A 24,954-nucleotide genomic window follows, 5' to 3' on the forward strand; every position below is an offset into this window, starting at 1 on the left:
GCCAACCAGTACGCCCCGTTTCACAGGCTGCCGCCGGTGCGATGAAGATCTGTTGAATGCGCATCTTCGGTGACTCCGTACCGGTCGAGTGCCGCACGGTACTTCGCCGCCTGGTCGCGGCAGTACTTTTCACACTGGCGCAGCGAATTCAGCAGCGCAATTCCGGATCTGCCGAAAGTGGTCGCGTTCTCATCGCTGGAGCGATCCAGTCCCGGCGGCTGAGTGCGAGATATTATGTCAATGGAAAGCTGATCCATCTTGTATGCGTCGGCGAGATTTTCGAACTCGGTGGCGATTTCGTGAAGCGTCGCTTTGTCATACGAGTAGCCGTCGCCGAGCAACGGGGCGACGGCTAGCGTCTCGATCGAAGCTCCGCCGTACCTTCGAACTGAAGGCAGGGCGGCCTGCTGATTGTCGGTCACGATGTACGCCTCCCCTGCGTAGATCGTCCCGGGTCCGCTGGGCCCAGTCGTGAGGTCACGCTCTGACACCGGGTAACTACTTTAGCGTTCCCGATTAAGCCTGTCTGCCTTTGTGAACACCAAACCGCGGCGGAGTTGGAGGAATGTTGGTCTGAGCAGGGGGATTGTCCTGCTGCCAGCTATCAGAGTCACCCAAATGTCGCACCCTGTCGACAGGGGCGCTTCACTCCCTTGATACTGAGACGGACCTGATGCCGTTCAGTCAGTTGCTCGTCGTAAAGACTCTCCGGCGGCAGATGTTTTCCCGGCCGGAGTTCATCCACTGCCGGCCAGGCAGCTGGAAGTGCCCGGACGGCGGGCACATGGTGATGTCGTCGTAGAGGGTGTACTGCGCCAGTGCGGGCCTACGTCGAGAATCCGGCACGCTCTGCAAGCGAGAGGAACAGGGGTGGATCACGGTGCAGTGGCTGGCCGTGTTCGGGCGGCATCCTGGCATCCGTGACTAGGCGCGCACGTTGCTGCCGGTCGCGGTGCATTGCGGGAGCAGGCCTTTCCTGGCTGCTGATGGTGTACGCGGCGGGCTGGTCGCGGATGTCCTGTGCGACGGATTCGTCGGAGGACGGGTGTTCAGCAGGTTGATCCGGATGGCGTTCTGCCCGATACCGAATGCGGAGCAGAAGTGGTCGGCCATCAAGTCGTTGCCCCGCTGTCCTGCTCGGTGTCCACAGGCATCAGCTGGGGCTTGAAGAAGCCGCCGCCGTACCTGGCCGGGTCCTGCTCGGGCTCGGCTCGTCCGGGGAGAGGTGTGCGCGACTGGATCCGCTGAGACGACCGGGATAAAGTAATGCGCGACAGCGGCATGCGTGTGCTGGCTTTCTAACGCATTTGTCGGCGGAACGTCGAACTGGACGGTCTTCCCTTTGCCGGAGGTCATCGCCCGGTCGAACTGCAGGCGGGCGTTAGGCGTCCACTGTTTGCTACGCGTGTCGTCCAGTCTCGGCTCGATCTTGCCCATGCTGACCGCGTGAATCCGCGGCTGCTCCCGCAGGCGGTGCACAAACACCTCGTCACCCACGTGGAAGGACAAAAACGTCCTTGACGTCGAGCCTGTCCGCGCCGACCGGCATGCAGCTGGCCGACTGGCACGTGGCTGTTGGTGACTGCGACGGGCGAGCGCGCTGCCGACCGATCGCCGCTATCAGTGACCAGTGTGCGGAGTTCGCCTACTGCGATTAAGCGGGTTTCGTCCGATCATTTTTCCGTGTCGCGCAGTTCGACTTTGCAATCCACCCTGGCCGCCTCTTTCGCGACACGCATCGACGTGGAGAAAGGAGCAGATTGGAGGAAACGGCAGACGCTGGCGCGGCCATGTTGGTAGATTCGGGTAATGAACCAGCGTCCGGTGGGACTACCGGCTGACGCACGCCATCGGCTGACCGCCGATCTCAGAGCACGCTCCCTCGCCTTCCCGGAGATCGCCGATTCCACTCGGTCGGTGCCGCTGATCCGTGAGTCGTGGGCCGCGCGCCTGGCTGCGCTACCCGCCATGTTGAAGCGCGTCGAAACGGCCGCTTCTCCCGACTCGTATGAGACCTGGACCTACCTAGGGCTAAAAACCAGCCTCGCCCGTCTGGAGGCAGCCCGCCGCGACATCGTCGCCATGCTCATAGCACTGGCACCGTTCGATCTGCGCGATCTTCCCGGGCCTGGAGACAGGGAGTCGGTCGACCGAAACCAGAGCGCAGTGGATCAGCCTGCCGGGTCGCTGACTCTCGCGCCTGATTCTTCCGAGGGCGACTCGGCGACCGCGACGAAGGCCGACATCCTCCGGTCAGGTCTTCTCGCTGCGGTCGACCGCGTCATCGACGCCGCCCTCGACGCTATCGAGGCCGGCAACAAGCCGCCTTGCGTCACCGTGGATCTGGCCGCACTGGTCCCGCCCGTTCCCACGATCGCAGTCCCTGATCGCGGCACTGCCCTAGCAGTCGCGTTTGGCATGAGGACGGTCCCGGTCGACGGGGACGGGACCTTCAGTGCCTCCCGCGTCCTTGAGGCGCACAAGTATGCAAACTCGTTCCTCCTTGCCTACTTGCTGACCCACATGCAGGCGTTCGGTCTCGCGCCCACCGACGACATGCTCGCCATGATCCTCGTCACTGGCTGGATCGTGCAGGCACCGGATGCTGTACTCGCATGGCAGACGCTCAGATCGACGGTCCTCCGACTCGAGAACGCCGAGCGTGTCGCCGGTGCCGTGACCGAGCACGACTCGACCAGCAGCGAGGAGTCAGACGCAGAAACACACGCTGTAGCCAGCGAGGGCTCAGACGCTGCATCCGGTGACCCCCGCAGAGACGTCTTGAGCGCTGTGCTCGCTCATCTGGCGGACCGTGAGGAGGCCTTGCGCCAGAGCCGACGAATTATCCAGTCCTCCACACGCGTGCTCCGATCGACGACGGACACCGAGTTGGCCGCCCACGCTCTCGCTGACGTCTACCGCAGGCTCGTCGAAGGCCCCGTGCGTCAGTACGGGTGGGCGATGCGCTGTCTCGCTGCGGGTTCATGGAGCCCGCCGCCGATGGTTGGATCGCTCAAAGACGGGTTCGCAACGGACCGATGGCTGAGCGCTGCGCTGATTCCCAAGCTCCTTCCGGAGGTGCGCAACGGCCAGGCGCACGAGGCGCTTGAGTGGGACGGACTCCGCGGCATCTTCGTTGTTGAAGGCGTCGAGGTCACCTTCGAGCGCGTGAATATCGCGACTACGGACTGCATGTCCTTCACGCTCGGGTGCGAGGCGGCGTTCGTCCACTGGCGCGCGCTCGCTGCCGTGCCCGGTGCCATGTTCCCGGCTGCAGGGCAACCGGGACGGATGGCCGAGTGGCGTCGTGTCGAAGCTATGTTCGGCACCAACGGCCTGCTCATCGATACCTTCACGTTCAACGCGCTGCGTCTCGAGGCTCGGATCGAACGCCTCGACATCGAGGACATAAACCCGGCCCTGCAGGCGCTCGTGCACGCTCGACAGTTACTCGTCCATGTGAAGTCGTTCGCCTACCTCATCTCAGGATCGTCCGAGGCCGTCATCGAGGTTGACGCCTCGGCCCTGGACGCCACCCATCCTGTCTGGCTCCACGCGCGCGAGCACTTCGACTCCATGCCGCTGTCGACGTTCCTCCCAGCGAACCTGAACGCGCGACTGCGACACGAGCCGGAGGACACCGCCATCCAGGCCGTCGCGTGGATTGCTGCTGACTGCGCTCTCGGCGCTATCGACGGTCTGCCGCCGATCTGGCAGGCGGAGCACCTATTGCTCGTCCGCTTGCGTTTAGAGCACACGTGCCTTGCGCTACGGCACACCATATCGATTCACCAGCGGCGACGCCCTCTCGAAATTGTTTTGAGCATCCTCGACCACGTTCGGGACGACCTGGCCATGCTTCTGCCGTTCACCCGCGCCGCTCTGGTCGACGAGCTTCCTGCGCTCATCAGTCTGAGGGGTCTGTGGACCGCCTGGGGCCCCGTGTCGAGGATGCCCGGCATCGACAGCGTGCGCGAGGACCCATCGTCGGCCTACCATCGAAACCCGAAGCGTCGCACGATCTCGCCACACAATCGGTGGATCAACATGTAGGGAGTGCCATCCGAAATGCCAATTTTTAGCCGTCGGCGAGTGGATGCGCGGACCGGTCGTCGCCAACCATCTAGAGTTGGCGACGTCTGTCCCGGCGACTTCGAGCTTTAGCTGCAACATGAAATCCGATCTAGCGAATCAGGGCCGCATAACCTGGGTGCTGTAAACTCCTTCCGGGGGTCTGAGGGATGATGGGAATCGTGAATCGTCTCGCCGCTTCCACGAGCCCGTACTTGCGCCAGCACGCCGACAACCCGGTCGATTGGTGGGAATGGGGGCCGGAAGCGCTGGCCGAGGCGCGCCGGCGCGGGGTGCCGATTCTGTTGTCCGTCGGGTACGCCGCGTGCCATTGGTGTCATGTCATGGCGCACGAGTCCTTCGAGCACGAGGGCACCGCGACCCTGATGAACGCGCATTTCGTGAACATCAAGGTCGACCGCGAGGAGCGGCCGGACATCGACGCCGTCTACATGGCCGCCACGCAGGCCATGACCGGGCAGGGCGGCTGGCCGATGACCTGCTTCCTCACGCCCGAGGGCGAGCCATTCCATTGCGGCACTTACTATCCGCCCGCGCCGCGCCCCGGGATTCCGTCGTTCACGCAGCTGCTCGTGGCGGTCGCGGAGGCGTGGGAGGAGCGGCCGGACGACCTGCGCGAGGGTGCGAAACAGATCGTCGGGCACCTTGCCGAGCAGAGCGGTCCGCTGAAGGAGGCCGCCGTCGACGCCGACGCTTTGGCGGAAGCGGTGACGAAACTCGCGCAGGAGGCAGACCCCGTGCACGGCGGTTTCGGTGGTGCGCCGAAGTTTCCGCCGTCCATGGTGCTGGAGTTCCTGGTGCGCCACCACGAACGTACGGGTTCGGCGCAGGCGCACGCGCTCGCCGAATCCGCTGCGGACGCGATGGCTCGCGGCGGCATTCACGACCAGCTTGGCGGCGGGTTCGCGCGCTACTCCGTGGACGCGGAGTGGATCGTTCCCCACTTCGAGAAAATGTTGTATGACAACGCGTTGCTGCTCCGAGTGTACGCGCATCTCGCGCGTCGCGGGTCGGCGTCGGCGCGGCGGGTGACGGAAGGGATCGTCCGGTTCCTTGAGCACGATCTGCTTACGCCGCAAGGAGGTTTCGCGGCTTCGCTCGACGCGGACACCGAAGGCGTCGAGGGATTGACGTACGTGTGGACTCCCGCGCAGCTCAACGACGTCCTCGGCGAGGACGGCCCGTGGGCGGCCGAGCTGTTCAGCGTCACCGAAGAGGGCACCTTTGAAGAAGGCGCATCGACCCTTCAGCTGCGGACAGATCCGGATGATTTCGACCGCTTCGAGCGCGTCCGGCAGGCATTGCTCGAAGCGCGCGCGGAGCGTCCGCAACCGGGACGGGACGACAAGGTAGTCGCGGCCTGGAACGGTCTCGCGATTTCCGCGCTGGCCGAAGCGGGCGTCGCACTGGAGCGTCCACAGTGGATCGAACTCGCTCGTGGCGCGGCGTCTCTGCTGCTGGACCTGCACGTCGTGGACGGACGACTCCGCCGCAGCTCGCGGGACGGCGCGGTCGGGACGCCGGTCGGCGTGCTGGAGGACTACGCCTGCCTCGCTGACGGTCTTCTCGCCCTCCACCAGGCCACTGGCGAACCGCGCTGGCTCACCGAAGCGACCCGGCTGCTGGACGTCGCACTGGCGCACTTCGCGTCGGATTCCGCGCCCGGTGCGTATCACGACACCGCCGACGACGCCGAAATCCTGGTGCAGCGCCCGTCTGATCCGACGGACAACGCGAGCCCGTCCGGCGCTTCGGCGCTGGCTGGCGCACTGCTCACCGCGTCCGCGCTGGCCGGGGCCGACCAGGCTGCGCGCTACCGCGACGCTGCTGAACTCGCGTTGCGCCGCGTCGGTCTGCTCGCCGCGCGGGTGCCGCGGTTCGCTGGGCACTGGCTGTCCGTGGCGGAGGCGGCGCAGTCCGGACCGGTGCAGGTCGCGGTCGTCGGCGCGGACCGCGCGGAGCTGGTGACCGCCGCCGCGCAGCACATCCACGGCGGCGGCATCGTGCTCGGCGGCGAGCCGGATGCGTCCGGTGTCCCGTTGCTGGCCGACCGGCCGCTGGTCGACGGCGAGGCGGCGGCGTACGTCTGCCGCGGCTACGTCTGCGAACGCCCGGTGACCGCGGCGGACCAGCTCATCGCCCAGCTCTGACGAATTCCGCCCCTGGTGAACGCGCTACCTGCCACGGTGGAATCAGCGTAGCTTCAGTAGTGACGTAATCATGTAATCAAGGATGGTGGACGTCATGGGGCGAGGTTGGAAAGGCCGGGGCTGGCAGCAGGCCGAGGCGCCGTCGGCGGACGACGCGGCGGCGTGGTTCGGCGGGCGGCTCCCGGACGGCTGGTTCACCGGCGACCCGGAAATCACCGTGGACCGGGAAGAGATCCTGATCGTCGGCGAGCTGCCCGCGCTGACCGGCGAATACGCCGACGACGCGGCCCGAGCGGCCGCCGAGGACGGGCGGATCAGCCGGTTTCGCGAGGAAACCCGCGACGAGCGGATCGAGATCGCGCGGCAGGCTGAGCACCGCTACCAGCGCAAAGTGGCGTGGGGCGCGAAGCTGGGCGGCACGACGGCGCACTTCACGACGCTGTCGGTGCCGGTGATGACCCGGCTGCGGCAGCCCGAACGGCTGGTCCTCGACACGCTCGTGGACGCCGGCGTCGCGCGGTCGCGGTCCGAGGCGCTGGCCTGGGCGGTGCGGCTGGTCGGCGAGCACGCGGACACGTGGCTGACCGAACTGCGCGAGGCGATGACCAAGGTCGACGACCTGCGGTCGAAGGGGCCCGATTTGGGCTGAGCTGCGGAAGATCCTCCGCTGCGGCAGGCTGGTGGCACCCTGCTGCATCGGAGGAACCGTGGACGTCCCTGCTGTGCCCGAGAAAGTGGACCCGGACGCGCTGACCGCAGTCCTCGACGGACGCTGGGCCGGGTTGAAGCGCGACGTGCGCGCGCAGATGAGCACGGAGAAGTTCCGGGACACGATCGGTCTCGACGTCGAGGCGCACCGCGTCCAGGTGCTGGACCAGCTGCGGAAACTCGCCGAAACCGACCGTCCCGCGCTCGGCTTCGACTCCGCGTACGGCGGGCTGAGCGACGTCGGCGGGTCGGTGATGTCGTTCGAGATGCTCGGCTACGGCGACCTGTCGCTGATGGTCAAGGCCGGGGTCCAATGGGGCCTGTTCGGCGGTGCGGTGCAGTTGCTCGGCACCGCGAGGCACCACGAGAAGTACCTGCGCCGCATCATGAACCTGGACCTGCTCGGCTGCTTCGCGATGACTGAGCATGGCCACGGTTCGGACGTTCAGCACCTGCACACCACCGCGACCTACGACCCTTCGACGCGCGAATTCGTCGTGCACAGCCCAGATCCCGGTGCCACCAAGGAATACATCGGCAACGCCGCCCGCGACGGACAACTCGCGGTGGTCTTCGCACAACTGATCACCGGCGGCGAATCCCGTGGCGTACATGCCTTCCTGGTCCCGATCCGCGAGGATTCCGGTGCTCCGGCTTCTGGCGTCACCATCGCGGACTGCGGCATAAAAGCCGGTCTGAACGGCGTCGACAACGGACGGTTGACCTTCGACCACGTCCGCGTGCCACGGGAAGCGCTGCTGAACCGCTTCGGCGACGTAGCCGAGGACGGCACCTACACGAGCCCCATCGAAAGCGACGGCCGCCGCTTCTTCACGATGCTGGGCACGCTCATCCGCGGCCGCGTGAGCGTCGGCGGAAGTGCTGGATGCGCCACCCAACGAGCACTGACCCTGGCAGTGCGCTACGGCGACCAGCGGCGGCAGTTCCAGCGTCCGGAAGGTGACGAGGTGGTCATCCTCGATTACCTGGGGCACCAACGAAAACTGCTGCCTGCCTTGGCGAAGACTTACGCTCTGCACTTCGCGCAGGAGGAACTGGTCGCCGCACTGCACGACATCGCCTCCGACGCGCCGGAAGAAAAACAACGCGAACTGGAATCCCGCGCCGCCGGTCTGAAGGCTCTCAACACCTGGCATGCAACCGCAGCGATCCAAACCGCCCGCGAAGCCTGCGGCGGCAGCGGATACCTGTCGGAGAACCTGCTGGCCGGCCTGAAAGCCGACACGGACGTCTTCACCACCTTCGAAGGCGACAACACTGTGTTGTTGCAGCTGGTCGCGAAGGGCTTGCTGACGCAGTACAAGGAACACTTCGAAGACCTCAGCCCGCTCGCGACTGCGCGATTTGTCGCTGAACAGCTGGTGGATACCGTGAAGGAACGCTCGGCGGCGTGGAAGTTCCTGGAACGCCTGACCGAGTCAGACGACGCTTCGGTGCTCTTCGACCGCGAGTGGCAACAGCGTCTCTTCGAGGACCGTGAAGAGCATGTGCTGAGCGGTGTGGCCAACCGTCTCCGCGGAGCTGCTTCGGATCCCTTCGGCGTCTTCAACTCCGTACAGGACCATGTGCTGCTCGCTGGCCGCGTACACGTGGACCGGTTGATCCTCGACGCCTTCGCCCGCGCAGTAGCCGCGTGCCCCGACCCGGACGCTGCGGCGCTGCTGGACCGAGTGTGCGACCTGTACGCCCTGTCGACGATCGAAGCGGACCGCGCTTGGTTCCTGGAGCACGGACGGATCTCCGCAACCCGGTCCAAGGCGGTGACCGCGGCGGTTAACGCGTTGTGCGGGGCTTTGCGGCCACATGCGCGGACGTTGGTGGACGGGTTCGCGGTTCCGGAACAGTTCTTGGCGGCCCCGATGCTGAACGGCTGAACGCGCACTATGAACGTCCAGCGGTCCTGCGTCTTGCCGGTGACGTGGCCGGGAAGCAGATCCTGGAACTGGGCTCCGCAGGCGGCGGCCTGACTGAGGGGCTGGACCACGACCCTTGCCTCGTCGAGATCGCGAGGAAACGTCTGGGCGCTCGGGCCAGGTTCGAGACCGCGGACCTGAACGAGCCGCTGACCATGGTCCCGAGCACCTCGGCGGACCTGGTGGTGGCGGCGCTGGTCCTCCATTTCGTGGCGGACTGGGGGCCGCTCCTGGCTGAACTGCCTCGCTGCCTGAAACCGGGCGGTGCGCTGGTGTTCTCCATCCGTCACCCGATCACTGGCTGGCTCCGCTCCGACCGTACGGACTACCACCGCGTCGAGCTGATCAGCGAAGACTGGGATTGGAACGGCGTGACGGTGAGGACGCGAGGTTTTGCGGACGAAGCCGGTGTTTTTGTTCGTGCGGGCGGTTCGCTAGGAGTACATCGCCACCCGGGCCGCGGTTAAGCCGGATCAGGCTCACGCCGCGCGAACGGCAGGGGCAGGTCGTGCGCACGCAGCGCGGCGCAGTACTTGTCGAGCAGAGCGTCGAGGTCCGCGAGGAGCGATGCCCCCGATTCGCGTGCCTCGGCGAGATCTCCCTCGGCACAGGACTCGACAAGGTCGGCAAGGTCGTCGCGCAGAATCGAGAGGCTGTCGCCTTGGATCAGGACGCCGGGGAATTTACGCCCCGGCAACCTGACGACCGCGTTGTTGCCGGGATCGGTGAACAGTTCGGCCTCGATGCGTCGCATGTCCGGCATGCAACCACGAACCGGAGCTACGAGTACATCGCCAACCAGATCGCAATATAGTGCGACACCGCAGCCAACACCGTGCACGCGTGGAAGAACTCGTGGTACCCGAACGTCTCCGGCCAATGATTCGGCCACTTCACCGCGTAAAAAACCGCCCCCACGGTATAAAACAGCCCACCCACGCAAAGCAGCACCAAAGCCGCAACTCCGGCATGGCTCAGCAGCTCCGGCAGCACGAACACCGCGACCCACCCGAGCGCGATGTAGATCGGCACCCCCAGCCAGCGCGGTGCGTGCGGCCACAGCATCTTCATCGCCACACCGAGGATCGCGCCGCCCCAGACGATGCCCAGGACGATGTATCCCGTTGGCTTCGACATGGCCAGCAGGGTGAACGGCGTGTAGGTCCCAGCGATGAACAGGAAGATCATCGAGTGGTCGGCGCGCTTCATCCACTTGTACGCGCGCGGGCTCCACAGCCTGCGGTGATACAGCGCGCTCACGCCGAAAACGCCCAGCACGGTGAGGCCGTACACGGACGTCGCCAGTGCGGCGACCGGCGAGACCGTCGACGCGGCGAGGCTGATCAGCGTGGCGGCCGCGGCGACGGCGCCGAAGAACGACCAGAAGTGGATGTGGCCGCGCAGCCGAGGCCGGGTGTCCTCGGGCACGGGCGGGGGCTCGATCGTCACGCTCACCTCGCCAAGGCTACGGGACCGTAGGTTTTTCGCCAGCCCCCGTGGCGCGTCACACCCTTGTTCCAGGGGTGCGTACGCTCGGGCGACGTGAGCCTCCGGTCCTTCATGTCCGACGTTGTCTACAGCATCTACAGCCGCCGTCTGATCCAGCAGTCGGCGGGCCGTCATCCGCGGCATATCGCGATCATGCTCGACGGCAATCGCCGCTGGGCTCGCGAGGCCGGGTTCACCGACGTGGCCGACGGGCACCGCGCCGGGGCCAAGAAGATCGCCGACTTCCTCAGCTGGTGCCAGGAGGCCGAGGTCGAGGTCGTGACGATGTGGCTGCTCTCCACCGACAACCTCAACCGCGATCCGGACGAGCTCACGCCGCTGCTGAAAATCATCACCGACGTCACCGACGAGCTCGCTGGGGCCGAGGCGCCGTGGCGGCTGCGCATCGTCGGCGCGCTGGATCTGCTGCCGCTCGAGGTGGCGCAGAAGCTCACCGCAGCCGTGGCGCGGACCGAGAACCACTCGGGCATGGAGGTGAACATCGCGGTCGGCTACGGGGGGCGGCAGGAGATCGCCGACGCGGTCCGCAAGCTTCTCCTGCAGCACGCCGACGAGGGTACTTCGATTCGCGAACTCGCGAAAATCCTCGACGTCGACCACATCTCGGAACATCTGTACACGTCAGGCCAACCGGATCCGGATCTGATTATCCGAACATCCGGTGAACAGCGGCTTTCCGGATTTCTGCTCTGGCAGTCCGCGCATTCGGAATTCTGGTTCACCGAGGCTTACTGGCCGGCATTCCGGCGGGTCGACTTTCTCCGCGCGATGCGCGACTACGCCTGGCGGCACCGCCGGTTCGGGGCCTGACGCGGCGAACCGGCCCGGCGGACCCACCCAGCCGGGCCGGTCGACCCGGCCGCTAACGCCGCGAAGGCCCCGGAGCCGGGCTCCGGGGCCTTCGCGCAAGACGGCTCAGCCGTGGTGGTGCTCCATCGAGTGGGCCACCAGCGCCGGGGTCAGCGCGATGCCGGTGTAGGCACCCGCGACCAGCGAAGCGGCACCGTAGCCCAGCGCGCCGCCGCCCTCGATGAAGGTGGCGTAGGCGTCGCCGAACGTCGGGTCCGGAGCGCCCTGGGTGGCGGCCGGGGAGGCGAACGCCGTCCCGCCGATCATCATCAGGCCCGCGGCCGCACCGGCGACAATTCCAGCCTTCTTCAGCACTTCGCACACTCCTAGGTAGAGATACTGGGATTCGGGGCACCGGAGTGTTCCGGTGGTGTGTCCCGCAGTAAGGAAATTACCCCCGAATGGCCTCTAGCGAATGGTGCGTACGCCCATTGTGTGAGCGCTGGAAGGTCCAGTTCACTCGGTACGGTTCAGTGTCCAGGACGCGAAATGCATTCCGGTCTTCCCCGTGGTACAAGGCCCTTTACCTGGGAATTGCCTGCACTCGGTGATTAATTTTCCATGATCATCCATCTGTGCGACCCCCTGATCGCCGGACCCCGTGACGCTGAGTGAGCACTGTGGACACTCTGTTTCGGGCGACCGACGGTGGGATGACGAATCGGCGAATCACCTGTGTGGCTGCCTGCACGACGGGGCGGACGTAGGTACCTTCCGGAATAGAGAGTTCGCGTTCCGTGCGGATTCTCGCGGGAGGCCCTGGTCGTGGCGTTGATCGAGGGGGCGGCTCAGCCGCCCACGAGATGCACGAGGGGGCCGGCACCCGGCCCTCGTGGCCGTGCCGCCTGACGCAGCCAGCGTCAGGGAGTGCGGACCCAGCCAGGGAGGTGCCCGGCCCAGCGAGTGCGGGCGTGGGGTGCACACGCCCTCGAGGGAGATGCCGTCGTGACTGCGCAGCGTTCACCCCGCAAGGCCTCAGGCCGTTCTTCGACCGGTGCTCAAGCGCCGGAGAAAGCCTCGATCTCGCCCGAATCCCCACGCATCACTTATGTGCTCGACACGTCGGTGCTGCTCTCCGACCCGTGGGCGGTCACCCGGTTCGCCGAACACGCGGTGGTGCTCCCGCTGGTCGTCATCAGCGAACTGGAGGCCAAGCGCCACCACTCCGAACTCGGCTGGTTCGCCAGGGAATCCCTCCGGCTGCTGGACGACCTCCGGCTCAAGCACGGCAGGCTCGACGCCCCGATCCCGATCGGCGACCAGGGCGGCACCCTGCAGGTGGAGCTGAACCACACCGATCCGTCCGTCCTCCCGGTGGGCTTCCGCACCGATTCGAACGACCACCGCATCCTCGCGTGCGCGCTCAACCTCGCGACGGAGCAGCCGGCGGTCGTCCTGGTGACGAAGGACATCCCGCTGCGGGTCAAAGCGGGCGCGGTCGGGCTCACCGCGGACGAGTACCGGGCGCAGGAGGTCACGCCGTCGGGCTGGACGGGCATGGCGGACGTGGACGCGCCACAGGAGCTGATCGACGCGCTCTTCTCGGGCGGTTCGGCGGATCCGGCGGAGTTCGGTCTCGGCGAGGTGGGCGAACTGCCGTGCCACACCGGGTTGCGGCTGCTCGCGGGCAGTTCGAGCGCGCTCGGCCGGGTCACGGCGGACAAGCGGGTGCGGCTGGTGCGCGGCGACCGCGAGGCGTTCGGCCTCCACGGCCGCTCGGCTGAGCAGCGCGTGGCGCTCGACCTGCTGCTGGACTCCGACGTCGGCATCGTCTCGCTCGGCGGCCGCGCGGGCACCGGCAAGTCGGCGCTGGCGCTGTGCGCGGGCCTGGAAGCGGTGATGGAACGCCAGCAGCACCGCAAGGTCGTGGTGTTCCGCCCGGTCTACGCGGTCGGCGGCCAGGATCTCGGCTACCTGCCCGGGTCCGAGAGCGAGAAAATGCAGCCGTGGGCACAGGCGGTGTTCGACACGCTCGGCGCGCTGGTCAGCCAGGACGTGCTGGACGAGGTCTTCGACCGCGGCATGCTCGAAGTGCTGCCGCTGACGCACATCCGGGGCCGCTCGCTGCACGACACGTTCGTGATCGTGGACGAGGCGCAGTCGCTGGAGCGCAACGTGCTGCTGACCGTGCTGTCCCGGCTCGGTTCGGCGTCGCGGGTGGTGCTCACGCACGACGTCGCCCAACGGGACAACCTGCGTGTCGGCAGGCACGACGGCGTCTCGGCGGTGATCGAGAAGCTGAAGGGGCACCCGCTGTTCGCGCACGTGACCCTGACCCGCTCGGAGCGCTCGCCGATCGCGGCGCTGGTGACCGAGATGCTGGAGGACCACGGCTGACCTAGGACCGGAAAGACCCCTCGAGGAACTTCCTCGAGGGGCCTTTCCAGGACTGCTTACCAGCCGGAAGGCAGCGGGCGACCCTCGGCGAAACCGGCCGCCGACTGCACGCCCAGCACCGCGCGCTCGTGGAACTCCTCGATCGTGCGCGCGCCCGCGTACGTGCAGGACGAGCGGACGCCCGAGCAGATCGAGTCGATCAGGTCTTCGACGCCGGGCCGGTTCGGGTCCAGCGCCATCCGCGACGTGGAGATGCCCTCCTCGAACAGCGCCTTGCGCGCGCGGTCGAAGACGTTGTCCGTGCGCGTCCGGGCTCCGACGGCGCGCTTCGACGCCATCCCGAACGACTCCTTGTACGGACGGCCCTGCTCGTCGTACCGCAGGTCGCCGGGGGATTCGTGGGTGCCGGCGAACCACGAGCCGACCATCGCCGCCGACGCGCCCGCGGCCAGTGCCAGCGCGACGTCGCGCGGGTGCCGCACGCCTCCGTCGGCCCAGACGTGTTTGCCCAGTTCACGGGCGGCGGCGGCGCATTCCGCGACTGCCGAGAACTGCGGGCGGCCGACGCCGGTCATCATCCGCGTGGTGCACATCGCGCCGGGGCCGACGCCGACCTTGATGACGTCCGCGCCCGCGTGGATGAGGTCGCGGGTGCCTTCGGCGGTCACGACGTTGCCCGCCACGACCGGCACTTTCGGCGACACCGAACGAACCGCCTTGAGCGCGGCGATCATCTTTTCCTGGTGCCCGTGCGCGGTGTCGACGACCAGCGTGTCGACGCCCGCGGCCAGCACCGCTTCGGCCTTCGCCGCGACGTCGCCGTTCACGCCGACCGCGGCGGCGACGCGCAGCTTCCCGTCAGCGTCGGCGGCCGGGGTGTAGATCTCCGAGCGCAGCGCGCCCACCGCGGTCAGGACACCGGCGAGGCGACCCTCGGCGTCGAGACCGAGAGCGAGCCGTCCGCCGTGGCTGTGCAGGAGTTCGAAAACCTCGCGCGGCGGCGTGTCCAGCGGCACGGCGACGACAGCGGGCTCGGCGACGTCGGCCAGTCGCGCGAAGCGGTCGACACCGGCGCAGGCGGCCTCGTCCACGACTCCGACCGGCTTGCCGTCGCCGTCGACGATGACGACCGCGCCGTGTGCTCGCTTGTGCACGAGGTTGAGGGCGTCGGCCACCGCGTCGCCGCCGGTGAGGACCAGCGGCGTGTCCCAGACGGCGTGGCGGGACTTCACCCAGGAGACGATTTCGGCCACCGCGGCCGTGTCGACGTCCTGCGGAAGCACGACGAGCCCGCCGCGGCGAGCGACGGTCTCGGCCATCCGCCGCCCGGCGACGGCCGTCATGTTGGCCACCACCAAGGGGATCGTCGCGCCAGTGCCGTCCACAGTGGACAAGTCGACGCCGAAGCGGGATTCCACGTCCGAACGGTTCGGCAGCAGGAACACGTCGTCGTAGGTCAGGTCGTGAGCGGGCACGTGCCCATCCAGAAAGCGCACGAGTCACCAGGCTACGTGGCTTGCGCGCGGGACGCTAACCCGGCGTGGCCCGTGGGACAATGGCGAGGTGGACAGCCGTGATCGCGACGACCAGGGGCGCGCCCGCAACGCCCGCCCTCGTGATGGCCTTGGCCGCCCGTTGCCGTACGGCTCCGACGGCGTGCCGCGCCAGCCGGAAGGCGTGCAGCGGACCCCGGAGGAGACCCTCTCGGAGGCACAGGACCTGCTGGACGCCGGCCGCCCGTTCCACGCCCACGAGGTCTTCGAGGACGCGTGGAAAACGACGGACGGCCCGGAACGCGAACTGTGGCGCGGCCTGGCCCAGCTGGCGGTGGGGCTGACGCACGCGTTGCGGGGGAATGGGAACGGGGCCGTCGCCCTGCTGGAGCGGGGTGCGGAGAACATCGCGCCGTTCGCCGAGGTGCCGCCGCACGGGATCGACGTGGCCGGGCTGCAGCGGTGGGCGCAAGCGCTTGCGGCGGAGGCTCGGGAACGGGCTCGGGTGGAGCCGGAGGTTCCTCGGCTGGCTCCGTAGACGGGGTTGCTTCGGGGGGTGACCGGGCTGGTTTTGCCTGCGCTGAGGGTTTCGCTGCGGTGCCTGGGCGCTCGGATTATGCGGTGCCTTTGGTGCGGTTCCGCGCGACTGCAGGTCGGGCGGTCACGCGGGCTTTTGTGCGGCTCAGCGCGGCTGCCGGTCGAGGTCGGGCGGCTACGTGGCGCGGATCGAGCGGCGATGCGGGCTGATCAAGTAGCAGGCAGCGGCCGGTCGTGAGCCGGGCAGTTCGGCGGATGCGGTCTGTGAGGCGGCACTGCGCTCAGATCGAGGACAGGCAGGCTGGCGTTCAGGCTGGACGCAAACGCTTCCGCCAGCCGATCGCGTAACTCGCCGGGCGGGACGACAGACATGCCGCCCCGCCCGGCGAGAAAGGGTGGTCAGGCGGCGGGCCAGTCGGCCGATCCCGCTTTTTCCTTGCCGATGGTCGTCGCTTCGCCGTGGCCGGTGCGGACGATCGTCGCGTCGGGGAGGGGGAAGAGGCGGTCCCGGATGGACTTCACGATGGTCGGGTAGTCGGAGTACGAGCGGCCGGTCGCGCCGGGGCCGCCGTTGAACAGGGTGTCTCCGGTGAAGAGGACTTCCAGGTCGGGGCTGTGCAGGCAGATCGCGCCGGGGGCGTGGCCCGGCGTGTGCAGCACGGTGAGGTCGGTGCCCGCGACGGTGATGACCTGTCCGTCGGCCAGGTCATCGTCGGGGGCGCGGTCCGGGTGGGTCAGGTCCCAGACGACGCGGTCGGCCGGGTGCAGCAGGATCGGGGCGCCGGTGCGGTCGGCCAGCGCGGGGGCGGCGTTGACGTGGTCGTTGTGCGCGTGGGTGCAGACAATCGCGCGGACTGTGCGTTCTCCGACTACGTCCGCGATGGCGTCCGCGTCGTGCGCGGCGTCGATCACGATCACCTCGGAGCCGTCGCCGACTATCCAGACGTTGTTGTCCACGTCCCAGCTGCCGCCGTCGAGCTCGAACACGCCCGACGTGACCAGGTTCTGCACTATGGCCGTCATGCCGCAGACCCTAGTGGCCCGCGAGGCATACCGCCGGTACCTACTTTCGAGTATCCTTACTCGCGGTAAGTTAGCCGCGACGACGGGACTGCTCATGACCGACCCCCGGGATCTGCTCGCCGAACCGCTCAAACTGCACTGCGGGGCCGTGCTGCCGCATCGGATCGCGAAGTCGGCGCTCAGCGAGCAGCTTGGCGACCGTCGCAACGCGCCTTCTGCCGAGCTCGCGCAGCTGTACCGGACCTGGGCGCGTGGGGGCGCGGGTCTGCTGGTGACCGGCAATGTGATGGTCGATCCCACCGCGCTCGGCGAACCGCGCAACGTCGCGGTGCCCGCCGAGCCCGACCCGGCGGCGTACCGGTCGTGGGCGCGGGCCGTCGACGGCACGGACGCACAGTTGTGGGTGCAGCTCAACCATCCCGGACGGCAGAGTCCGCGGTATTTGTCTCGCCAGCCGGTCGCGCCGTCGGCGGTGCCGTTCGGCGACCGAGGAGTGCGGACGGCGTTCGCCGCGCCGCGGGCGTTGACCGGGGACGAGATCGAAGCGGTGGTGGCGAGGTTCGCGGTGTCGGCGCGGACGTTCGTCGACGCCGGGTTCGCCGGGATCCAGATCCACGGCGCGCACGGGTACCTGATTTCGCAGTTCCTGTCGCCGTTGGTGAACCGTCGTGACGACGAATGGGGGCGCGACCGCAGCCGGTTCCTGCTTGAGGTGGTGCGCGCGGTCCGGGACGCGGTGGGGGATCGCGTGCCGGTTTCGGTGAAGCTCAACAGCGCTGACTTCCAGCGCGGCGGCTTCGACGAGGACGAGTCGTTGCAGGTGGTCCGGGCGCTGGGCGAGGCCGGGATCGATCTGTTGGAGATTTCCGGCGGCACCTACGAGCGGGCCGTGATGATGGGGTCCGGCCGGGCGAGCACGCAGCGGCGGGAAGCGTATTTCCTGGACTACGCGGCGAAAGCCCGTCAGATCAGCGACGTCGCGCTGATGGTCACCGGCGGGTTCACCACGGCGGCGGGCATGGCGGAGGCGCTGGAATCCGGTGCGCTGGACGTGATCGGGATCGGCCGTCCGTTCACTGTGGACCCCGGGTTGCCGGGCCGGTTGCTCGCGGGCGAGGACGTGCGGGCCGAACGCCGCTGCCCGCGCACGGGAATCCGGCTCGCCGACAGCCTGCTCGAGATCCAGTGGCACACCCAGCAGATGCACCGCGTCGCCGCGGGCAAACCGGTGGACCTGAAGCGCGGCGCGTTGCGCGCGTTCGCCCAGGCCGGGCTCAGCGATCCGCTGAACGCGTTTCGGCGGGTCCGCGCCTGAGCCGCGGGTCGGCGGCCCGGGCACCGCTGGCGAGTGCGATGAAGAAGACGCCGATGAGCAGGCAGTTCAGCGCGACCTGCCCGTAGCCGAGGTTGTCAGCGTTGACGAACGGGTACGGGTAGTAGCCGTCGATCGCACCGCGGACGAGCGTGAAAGCCAGCCACACCAAGGGATAGGCGAGCGACCACCAGACGGTGCGCCATGCCAGCACCCGCGGAGCGAAGAGCAGCCAGCCGAGTACGCACAGCACCGGGCTGACGCGGTGCAGCAGGATGTCCGCGGCCAGGCCGAGCCCGTGCAGCTGGTACAGCCCGGCGAGCGCGACCTGGTACACGACCCCGGTGACCACGATCCCGACCAGCGCGTCGAGCCACAGCACGCGCATCAGCGGCGAGGTGCCGCGTCCGCGGGCGAAAGCCGCGCTGGTGACGAGGACGAGGACGTTCGAGATGATCGTGAAATAGGTGAACAGGTTCGCGACTCGTCCGCCGAAGCTGACGTACCGTCCCTGCGGCGGCACCAGCGCGACGATCTGGATCACGAGCGCGGCCACCACGACGACCGCGGTCACCCCGAACCACAGCCGGGCCAACGCTTTCGACGACATACCGCTGACAGTACGGCTCCGGAGCGGGTCCGCCCGGCCCGGCCCGACCATGTTCGGTCGAGCCGGGGCCGGGTGAACCTGCCCGGATGCCCGCCCGCGGCGCGGGGACTACCGCATCACCGCACCGCCTTCACCAAAGCGGGCACGAAGACCGACGCGTCGATCGTGCCCCAGCCGCTCGCGATGTCGTAGCCCGGACCGGCCTTGAAGCCTTCGACGTCCCACTGGCTGTTGTCGCCCTTGGTGACGTCGACGATCCCGGCCGCGGTGCCCTTCGGACCCAGCTTCGAGTACAGCGCCGGGTTGATCTGGCCCAGCCGCCCGTGGTTGGCCTGCACCGCCAACGCCAGCACGCCGGCGAACAACGGCGCCGACTGAGACGTGCCCTGGACGCCTTCCATGCTGATGTCCGGGTACGACCGCATCGTGCTGCCCGTGATCTTCTTGACGCGGTTCTGCCAGGACGGCCGCGCGTACGCCTTCGACAGGCCCGCGCCCTCGCTGAACCCGTTGTCCGCGGCGTTGACCAGGTCGTCGGGCTGGGTGCGGACGCCGTTCGCGTCCAGGTGCAGCTGGGTGCCGCCGAGCGCGGTGACGTTCGGGTCGCTGGCGGGCCAGCTCGCCACGCGGTACGGATACCGGCCGGGGCCTTGCAGGTACGCCCCGGTCGGGCCGTCGTCGCCCGACGACGCCACCAGCGTGACGCCCGCCTTGCTCGCCCGTTCCAGCGCCGGGTCGAGGGTCTTGATCGACTCGAACGACGGGAAGTTCTCCTCGGTGGTGCCGAAGCTCATCGAAACCACGTCGGCGATGCGGTGCTCGGTCATGTAGTCGACCGCGTGCATCATTTCCGGCAGCCCGGCGAAGCCCTGCGTCTCGGCGACCGGGGTGGCGGCGACGACGATCTTCGCGCCCGGAGCCATCGCGTGCATCATCGTGACGTCGAGATCGGTTTCCCCGCCCCACGACTGGCAGGTGGCGGTGTCCACCCCGGGATCGGTGCACGCGGGCACCGCACCGGACGGCTGCAGCACCTCGACGTTCGCCGGCGGCAGACCGTGCTGCCGGGAGTACTCGTCCAGCACCTGCTTGACCTTGTCGTCGCCGAACGACACGAGCGTGGCCACGGTGGACCCGGCGCCGGTGATGCCCTGGTTCCACAGCTTCGTGGCGTTGTACGCGCCGCTTTCCTTCGGCAGCTTGGCCATCGCCGCGTTGAGCCGCGCCACCCGCTCGCGCACCGTGGTCGCGCCGACGAACGACTGCGCGGCAGCCGAGAAGTGGTGTCGCGGCGGCTGCTGCGGCGGTGCGGGCGCGGCACTGGCCGGTGCCGCCACCACGGTGGCGGCGAGCGCCACGCCCGCCAGCAGGGTCATCGGCCGCCCGAGTCCCCGGACGGCTGATTTCACCCGGAACGTCATGCTTTTCTCCTATCGACGCAGGCCAGTGCTCCCACTCTCGGGTACGCGGCCACGGGTGCGACATCGACTTTCGTCGGGCGTTTTCCTGAGCACAGCGGGGAAAACTGCCCGATGTCCGTAATGTGCCCACTCATCCGGAGGGCGGGCGCGGCGATCATCATCCGGATGCCTCCTCGGAACCGGACTGCTCCGCCTGGCTGGCGTCCGTCGCCGGACGGCTGCCGCGCAGCAGCCCGCGGACGGTGTCGATGGTGTCGGCCTCGCCGGGATCCTTGTCCGGCCGGTACCGCACCACTCGCGCGAACCGCAGCGCCAGCCCGCCCGGATACCGCGTGCTGACCTGCGCCCCGTCCAGCTCGATCTCGACTACCGTCTCCGGCCGCACGTGGACGGTCCACCGGTCCCGGTGCGTCTCGATCTCCTGGAACCGCTCAGTCTGCCAGGCCAGCAGCTCGTCGGTAAGGCCCTTGAACGTCTTGCCCACCATGATCGGCGGCCCGCCGTCCGGATCGCGCGCGCCGAGGTGCAGGTTCGACAGTTTGCCGGTGCGCCGCCCGTGGCCCCATTCCGCCGCCAGCACCACCAGGTCGATGGTGTGCACCGGTTTCACCTTCAGCCACGCGCGCCCGCGCCGTCCGGCCGCGTAGATCGAATCGAGGTCCTTCACCATCACGCCCTCGTGCCCGGCGTCCATCGCCGCGTCGAGCACTGCCGCCGGCGATTCCGGCCGGACCGAGCCGGGGATCACGTGTTCGCCCGCCACCCGGCGCAGCGCCTCGTTCCGTTCGGACAACGGCGCGTCGAGCAGATCGACCCCGTCCAGATGCAGGCAGTCGAAGAAGTACGGCCGCAGCAGCAACGCCCGCACCTGTTCGTCCCGCGTGCTGCCGAACCGGCTCATCGTTTCCTGGAACGGCCGCGGCCGCCCGTCGTCGGTGAGCGCGAGGGTCTCGCCGTCCAGCACCACCGATTCGCACGGGAGCGCCCGCACCAGTTCGACCAATTCGGCGACGCTGCCGGTGATTTCCCGCAGCGTGCGCGTGTACACGTGCACTTCCGCGCCGCGCCGGTGCACCTGGATCCGCGCACCGTCCATTTTGTACTCGACGATCGCGTTCCCGTGCTCCGTCACGGCTTCCTCCAGCGATTCCGCCGGCGACGCGAGCATCGGCCGCACCGGACGGCCCAGCTCCAGCCCGAATTCCGCGAGCGCCGCCGCGCCCCCGGTGAGCGCCGCCTGTCCGGTGACCGGCAGCCGCCCGGACAGCATGAACGCGCGCCGCACCTGGTCGACTTCGACCTCGGCTGCCGCCGCGACCGCGTCGACCATCACGCCTTCCAGCGCGCCCTGCCGCAGCTCCCCGGTGACGAGCCGGAACACGAACTCCTGCTCGGCCCTGGTCAGGCGGGAGAACAGCGCGGCGAGCACCTCCGCTCGGCGCTTCACCGAACCCGCGCCCGCCGCGGCCGCGACCTCGGTGAGCGCGACGTCGACCTCCGCCACTGAGACGGCAGGCGCGGCCGCGGGTTCGACGGCGAGGTCGGCGAGCGTGCGCCAGCCGGCGCCGAGCCGGTCCTGCGCGGTCTGCCCGGTGAGATACGCGATCACCGCGGGCAGTTCGCCGGGTTCGGCCGCGCGCAGCACGGCGGCCAGCACGGCAATTTTCGTTTTCCGTGACCGCGTGGCCGCCATTTCGGCGGAGGCGGTGACGAGGTCGGTGAACAACACCCGGCCATCATCGCCCCCGCCACCGACAAAAACTCCCGTTCCAGCCTCGACCGGGTGAAAAAGAGCTGGTCAGGCATCCGGACGAGTGCAGTACTGGTCCAGCAGCCCCTGTTTTGTCACACACGGCGTGTACCCTGCGTCCTGCAGTTCCGCCCGCGCCGTGCTGCTGCGCAGGTAGTCGAGGAACTGCTTCAGCAGCGAATCGTTCTCCGGCACGCCCTTGGTGTAGAGATACTCGACTGTCCAGAAGCGATAGCCCGCGTCGATGCTGGTCACGTCGGGGTAGCGGTCGTCGAGTTTCGCCATCGCGACGCGGCCGCCCGCCGCGGCGATCTTGGCCGCGGGCACGTCCGCGTAGCCGATGGCGCCGGGGGTGTCGCCGATCGCGCGCAGCAGTTCGTCGGTCTTGCCGCGTTCGCAGCGCACCACGGTGGCGTGCGGGTCGCGGGTCGGCGTCCGGCAGTCGTCCGAGGACAGTCCCGGCTCTGCGGCACCCAGCACTTTCTGCTCGAAAGTCTTGCGCGTACCCGATTCCTGCCCGCGCCCGACAACCCGGATCGGGACCGACGGACCCTCGCGCAGTTGCGCCCAGTCGGTGTACTTCCCGTTGAAGATGCCGCGCACCTGCTCAGTGCTCAGCCGGTCGACGCCGACGGCGCTGTTCACCACCAGGCTGTACACGAGCACTGCGACCGGTTGCGTGACCAGATCCGGCCCGGCGTCGGAAGCCTTGCCGTCGGAAAGCACTGCCATGCTGTCCTTTTGCTCCGCGGGCAACGGTCCCAGTTCGCGCACCGCGGACACGCTTCCGTCCGCTTGGGTCGTGATTTTCGCGCCAGGACACAGCTTCTGGTATTCGGTCGCGACGCTGTTCATGATGGGCGCGAACGCGCTGGATCCGTGCACTGCGAGGGATCCGTTGCCGCAGCCGGGTTCGGACCCACGCGACACGGCGACGAGGAGCATGCTCAGCAACGCCCCGGTCAGCAGCACTCCGATCGCTCCCGTGACCACCGGCCACGACAGCCAGCGCTGTTTGCGTTCGTCTTTGATTCGCCCGCCGCTGAGCCTTCCGGTGACGTCCAGTTCCTTGGATAACGGCCCGCCGCGCCAGTCGTCCGGCTCGCGCAGCACGACGACGAGTTTGAACTTTTCCCGCCGCTTCAAGGAAAGCTGTTCGAGGCGGACACCGTGCCATTGCGGTGCCGCGGCGGCCGGTGCGTCGGCTTGTCGCAGCAGCGCGGTCAGACGCTGCGGCAGCAACGCTCGCACACCGGACAGTCGCGCGGTTCCGTTTTCCGGCGTAGGCTGATCATGAGTGAAGAATTCAAGCCCGTTCCGTACCACCTCACGCAACCCGTCTTTGGCATCGGATACGCGCGCGTCCCACACCACCCGCCTGCCGAAGGTGAACTGCAGCGGGTGTTCCCAGTCGTCCGGGCCGATGTCGAAGCTGCCGGTGTTGCGGATGCGGATCACGACCACGCTGAGCGGTTCCAGCAGTTGCACGGTGCGCATGAGTTCCGGATCCGCTTGCACCGCACCGTTGTCCGAGTCGCTGAGCGTCACCGGGTTGAGGCCGATCTTGGAGTTGTAGAGCTCCCGGTAGAGCACGCGCCTGCGGCGGATCACGTAGCGGTCGATGACCGGGGCGAGGATGGTCGCGCCCGCGACGACGGCGATGGGCACGATGCCGCGGCTGGACGTGAGCACGTCGGCGAGTGTTCGCACTATTTCCCCGAAGCTCACGGTCGCCTCCCCCTTGCCTGCTCCCGAGAAGGTCAACCCTAAGCGTCAGCAACGGGACCCCTCCCCGGTGCACCAGGTGTTCACCAGCGGTTCAGCCGGCCGACGCGATCCGATCGACAGCGGCGCGGAGCCGGTCCGGAGGGAGCGCGGCGTACCCGAGCACGAGGCCCGGATATCCGGCTGAGGTATGGGAATAAGTCGACAAAGCCGGGGCGTGCACGCCTGCCGCAGCGAGTTTTTCCTGCAGCCGCACGTCATCGGTGCCGTCGGGCAACCGGACGACGAGGTGCAGTCCGGCGGCGATTCCGACCGGCTGCCACTGCGGAAGACGCTCGGTCAGGGCTTCGATCAGCGCGTCGCGACGAGCGCGGTACAGCCGTCGAGTACGGCGCAGATGCCGGTCGTAACCGCCGGTGGCGATCAGATGCGCGAGCGCGGCTTGCGGGAGCGGCGGGCAACCGAGGTCGTGCATTTCCTTGACCCGGGCCACGGCGTCGCGCAGCCGCCGCGGCGGAATGAGCCAGCCGATCCGCAACGCTGGCGCAAGAACTTTGCTGACGCTGCCGATGTACGCGACGTGATCCGGTGCGAGCGCGCGCATCGCGCCCAGCGCGGGACGGTCGTAGCGATGTTCGGCGTCGTAGTCGTCTTCGAGGATGAGCCCGCCGGTTTCCGCCGCCCAGGCAAGCAGTTGCCGACGGCGTTCCGGATGCAACGCGACGCCGAGCGGGAACTGGTGTGCGGCGGTGACCAACACGACGGAGCAGTCTGAAATGGACAGTGCTTCGACGTCGATGCCCTTGTCGTCGACCGGGATTCCGACCGGGGCCAGCCCGTGGTCGCGCAGCAGGTTCGCTTGGCCGTGGTGGCTAGGGTCTTCGACGGCGATGCGCTGGTCCGGCAAGGCATCTGCCAGCAACGACAACGCTTCCGCAGCTCCGCTGGTGATCACGATGTCGTCCGGGTTCGTCGGCAGCGCCCGGACGCGGCCGAGGTAGGCGGCCAGTTCCGCGCGCAACGCGGGGTGTCCGGTCGGATCGGGGTAGCCGAGACCGAGATCTGGGGTCGCGTTCAGGGCTTCTCGTTCGGCGGCAAGCCATTCTGCCCGCGGGAACGCCGACAACGCGGGCAGGCCCGGACGCAAGTCGAACTCCCAGGTCTGCGTTTTCGCTGCGCTGACCCGAGGATTCGGCGCGGGATCGTCGATCGGCGCGACGCGAGTGCCTGACCCGTGCTTGCTCAGCAGGTAACCCTCGGCGGTGAGCTGCTCGTACAACGCGGTGACGGTGCCGCGCGCGACCCCGAGCTGGCGCGCGAGATCGCGGCTCGACGGCAGCCGGGTGCCGACCGCCAGCCGCCCGGTGCGGATCGCGTCGCGCAGCGCGGCCTCGACGGCGCGGCCCCGGCGTCCTCCGGTGGCGGCGGGCAGGAGCAACTCCCGGATGGTCTCCACGGCCACGACAGTACGGCCAAGTGGTCCAGTTAGGCCAGTATTGAGTGG

General features: G+C 68.2%; 21 protein-coding genes. 9 read left to right on the top strand and 12 right to left on the bottom strand.

Annotated features, from left to right (window positions below):
- Positions 1 to 20: 20 nt before the first annotated feature.
- Both EIZ45_RS29880 and EIZ45_RS29885 read right to left on the bottom strand, forming a co-directional pair.
- The gene (locus EIZ45_RS29880) at positions 21 to 422 is read right to left on the bottom strand and encodes a hypothetical protein (protein ID WP_134667065.1); all 402 of its coding nucleotides are present in this window, start codon (positions 420 to 422) and stop codon (positions 21 to 23) included.
- A 502-nt stretch (positions 423 to 924) separates the two neighbouring features.
- Positions 925 to 1,497: a hypothetical protein gene (locus EIZ45_RS29885; protein ID WP_134667063.1), complete on the bottom strand. Its 573-nt coding sequence runs from the start codon at positions 1,495 to 1,497 to the stop codon at positions 925 to 927.
- Between the two features lie 312 nt (positions 1,498 to 1,809).
- On the opposite strand from EIZ45_RS29885, the gene EIZ45_RS29890 reads away from it, so the two are divergent.
- The 5 genes from EIZ45_RS29890 to EIZ45_RS29910 all read left to right on the top strand — a co-directional run bounded on the left by EIZ45_RS29890 (position 1,810) and on the right by EIZ45_RS29910 (position 9,351).
- Entirely contained in the window at positions 1,810 to 4,053 is a 2,244-nt protein-coding gene (locus EIZ45_RS29890; RefSeq protein WP_134667061.1) for a hypothetical protein, read from the top strand.
- A 191-nt stretch (positions 4,054 to 4,244) separates the two neighbouring features.
- Positions 4,245 to 6,242: a thioredoxin domain-containing protein gene (locus tag EIZ45_RS29895; RefSeq protein WP_240690806.1), complete on the top strand. Its 1,998-nt coding sequence runs from the start codon at positions 4,245 to 4,247 to the stop codon at positions 6,240 to 6,242.
- A gap of 94 nt (positions 6,243 to 6,336) precedes the next feature.
- A complete protein-coding gene (locus EIZ45_RS29900) occupies positions 6,337 to 6,891 on the top strand; it encodes a hypothetical protein (protein ID WP_134667059.1) in 555 nt (184 codons plus the stop codon).
- Positions 6,892 to 6,949: 58 nt separating this feature from the next.
- The gene (locus EIZ45_RS29905; RefSeq protein ID WP_134667057.1) at positions 6,950 to 8,845 is read left to right on the top strand and encodes an acyl-CoA dehydrogenase; all 1,896 of its coding nucleotides are present in this window, start codon (positions 6,950 to 6,952) and stop codon (positions 8,843 to 8,845) included.
- The gene (locus EIZ45_RS29910; protein WP_255443507.1) at positions 8,755 to 9,351 is read left to right on the top strand and encodes a trans-aconitate 2-methyltransferase; all 597 of its coding nucleotides are present in this window, start codon (positions 8,755 to 8,757) and stop codon (positions 9,349 to 9,351) included. Before EIZ45_RS29905 ends, EIZ45_RS29910 begins: the two co-directional genes overlap by 91 nt.
- Here EIZ45_RS29910 and EIZ45_RS29915 read toward each other — a convergent pair.
- Together EIZ45_RS29915 and EIZ45_RS29920 are read right to left on the bottom strand one after the other, a co-directional pair.
- Positions 9,348 to 9,638, bottom strand: coding sequence for a hypothetical protein (locus tag EIZ45_RS29915; protein WP_134667055.1), 291 nt, complete (start codon positions 9,636 to 9,638; stop codon positions 9,348 to 9,350). The two genes, EIZ45_RS29910 and EIZ45_RS29915, sit on opposite strands and share 4 nt — an antisense overlap.
- A 26-nt stretch (positions 9,639 to 9,664) precedes the next feature.
- Positions 9,665 to 10,339, bottom strand: a complete 675-nt coding sequence (locus tag EIZ45_RS29920) for a hemolysin III family protein (protein ID WP_199817900.1) — start codon at positions 10,337 to 10,339, stop codon at positions 9,665 to 9,667.
- Positions 10,340 to 10,444: 105 nt separating this feature from the next.
- On the opposite strand from EIZ45_RS29920, the gene EIZ45_RS29925 reads away from it, so the two are divergent.
- Positions 10,445 to 11,203 carry an isoprenyl transferase gene (locus tag EIZ45_RS29925; protein ID WP_037816707.1) on the top strand — a complete coding sequence of 253 codons (759 nt, stop codon included), beginning with the start codon at positions 10,445 to 10,447 and terminating at the stop codon, positions 11,201 to 11,203.
- A 105-nt stretch (positions 11,204 to 11,308) separates the two neighbouring features.
- Here the strand turns inward: EIZ45_RS29925 and EIZ45_RS29930 are convergent, their stop codons facing one another.
- Positions 11,309 to 11,557, bottom strand: a complete 249-nt coding sequence (locus EIZ45_RS29930; RefSeq protein WP_037367894.1) for a hypothetical protein — start codon at positions 11,555 to 11,557, stop codon at positions 11,309 to 11,311.
- A gap of 735 nt (positions 11,558 to 12,292) precedes the next feature.
- On the opposite strand from EIZ45_RS29930, the gene EIZ45_RS29935 reads away from it, so the two are divergent.
- Positions 12,293 to 13,579, top strand: a complete 1,287-nt coding sequence (locus EIZ45_RS29935; RefSeq protein WP_107051135.1) for a PhoH family protein — start codon at positions 12,293 to 12,295, stop codon at positions 13,577 to 13,579.
- Positions 13,580 to 13,635: 56 nt separating this feature from the next.
- On the opposite strand, the gene EIZ45_RS29940 is transcribed toward EIZ45_RS29935, so the two are convergent.
- A complete protein-coding gene (locus EIZ45_RS29940) occupies positions 13,636 to 15,075 on the bottom strand; it encodes a GuaB1 family IMP dehydrogenase-related protein (RefSeq protein ID WP_037816703.1) in 1,440 nt (479 codons plus the stop codon).
- 67 nt (positions 15,076 to 15,142) lie between these two features.
- On the opposite strand from EIZ45_RS29940, the gene EIZ45_RS29945 reads away from it, so the two are divergent.
- Entirely contained in the window at positions 15,143 to 15,610 is a 468-nt protein-coding gene (locus EIZ45_RS29945; RefSeq protein WP_134667053.1) for a DUF309 domain-containing protein, read from the top strand.
- Positions 15,611 to 16,008: 398 nt separating this feature from the next.
- On the opposite strand, the gene EIZ45_RS29950 is transcribed toward EIZ45_RS29945, so the two are convergent.
- On the bottom strand, positions 16,009 to 16,632 hold the full coding sequence (locus EIZ45_RS29950; RefSeq protein WP_134667051.1) for an MBL fold metallo-hydrolase: 624 nt from the start codon (positions 16,630 to 16,632) through the stop codon (positions 16,009 to 16,011).
- Between the two features lie 94 nt (positions 16,633 to 16,726).
- Here EIZ45_RS29950 and EIZ45_RS29955 point away from each other — a divergent pair, with 94 nt between their 5' ends.
- The gene (locus tag EIZ45_RS29955; RefSeq protein ID WP_134667049.1) at positions 16,727 to 17,947 is read left to right on the top strand and encodes an NADH:flavin oxidoreductase/NADH oxidase family protein; all 1,221 of its coding nucleotides are present in this window, start codon (positions 16,727 to 16,729) and stop codon (positions 17,945 to 17,947) included.
- Here EIZ45_RS29955 and EIZ45_RS29960 read toward each other — a convergent pair.
- The 5 genes from EIZ45_RS29960 to EIZ45_RS29980 form a co-directional block, all read right to left on the bottom strand.
- Positions 17,907 to 18,554: a Pr6Pr family membrane protein gene (locus tag EIZ45_RS29960; RefSeq protein WP_134667047.1), complete on the bottom strand. Its 648-nt coding sequence runs from the start codon at positions 18,552 to 18,554 to the stop codon at positions 17,907 to 17,909. The two genes, EIZ45_RS29955 and EIZ45_RS29960, sit on opposite strands and share 41 nt — an antisense overlap.
- Before the next feature lie 116 nt (positions 18,555 to 18,670).
- Positions 18,671 to 19,975, bottom strand: coding sequence for a S8 family serine peptidase (locus EIZ45_RS29965; RefSeq protein WP_238604301.1), 1,305 nt, complete (start codon positions 19,973 to 19,975; stop codon positions 18,671 to 18,673).
- 157 nt (positions 19,976 to 20,132) lie between these two features.
- A complete protein-coding gene (locus EIZ45_RS29970; protein WP_134667045.1) occupies positions 20,133 to 21,704 on the bottom strand; it encodes an ATP-dependent DNA ligase in 1,572 nt (523 codons plus the stop codon).
- Positions 21,705 to 21,773: 69 nt separating this feature from the next.
- The gene (locus EIZ45_RS29975; RefSeq protein ID WP_134667043.1) at positions 21,774 to 23,453 is read right to left on the bottom strand and encodes a PstS family phosphate ABC transporter substrate-binding protein; all 1,680 of its coding nucleotides are present in this window, start codon (positions 23,451 to 23,453) and stop codon (positions 21,774 to 21,776) included.
- Positions 23,454 to 23,544: 91 nt separating this feature from the next.
- Entirely contained in the window at positions 23,545 to 24,906 is a 1,362-nt protein-coding gene (locus EIZ45_RS29980; RefSeq protein WP_134667041.1) for a PLP-dependent aminotransferase family protein, read from the bottom strand.
- Positions 24,907 to 24,954: the final 48 nt, after the last annotated feature.

This window comes from Amycolatopsis sp. CFH S0740 (assembly GCF_004522315.1).
In the GTDB taxonomy this organism is placed as follows: Bacteria; Actinomycetota; Actinomycetes; order Mycobacteriales; family Pseudonocardiaceae; genus Amycolatopsis; species Amycolatopsis nivea.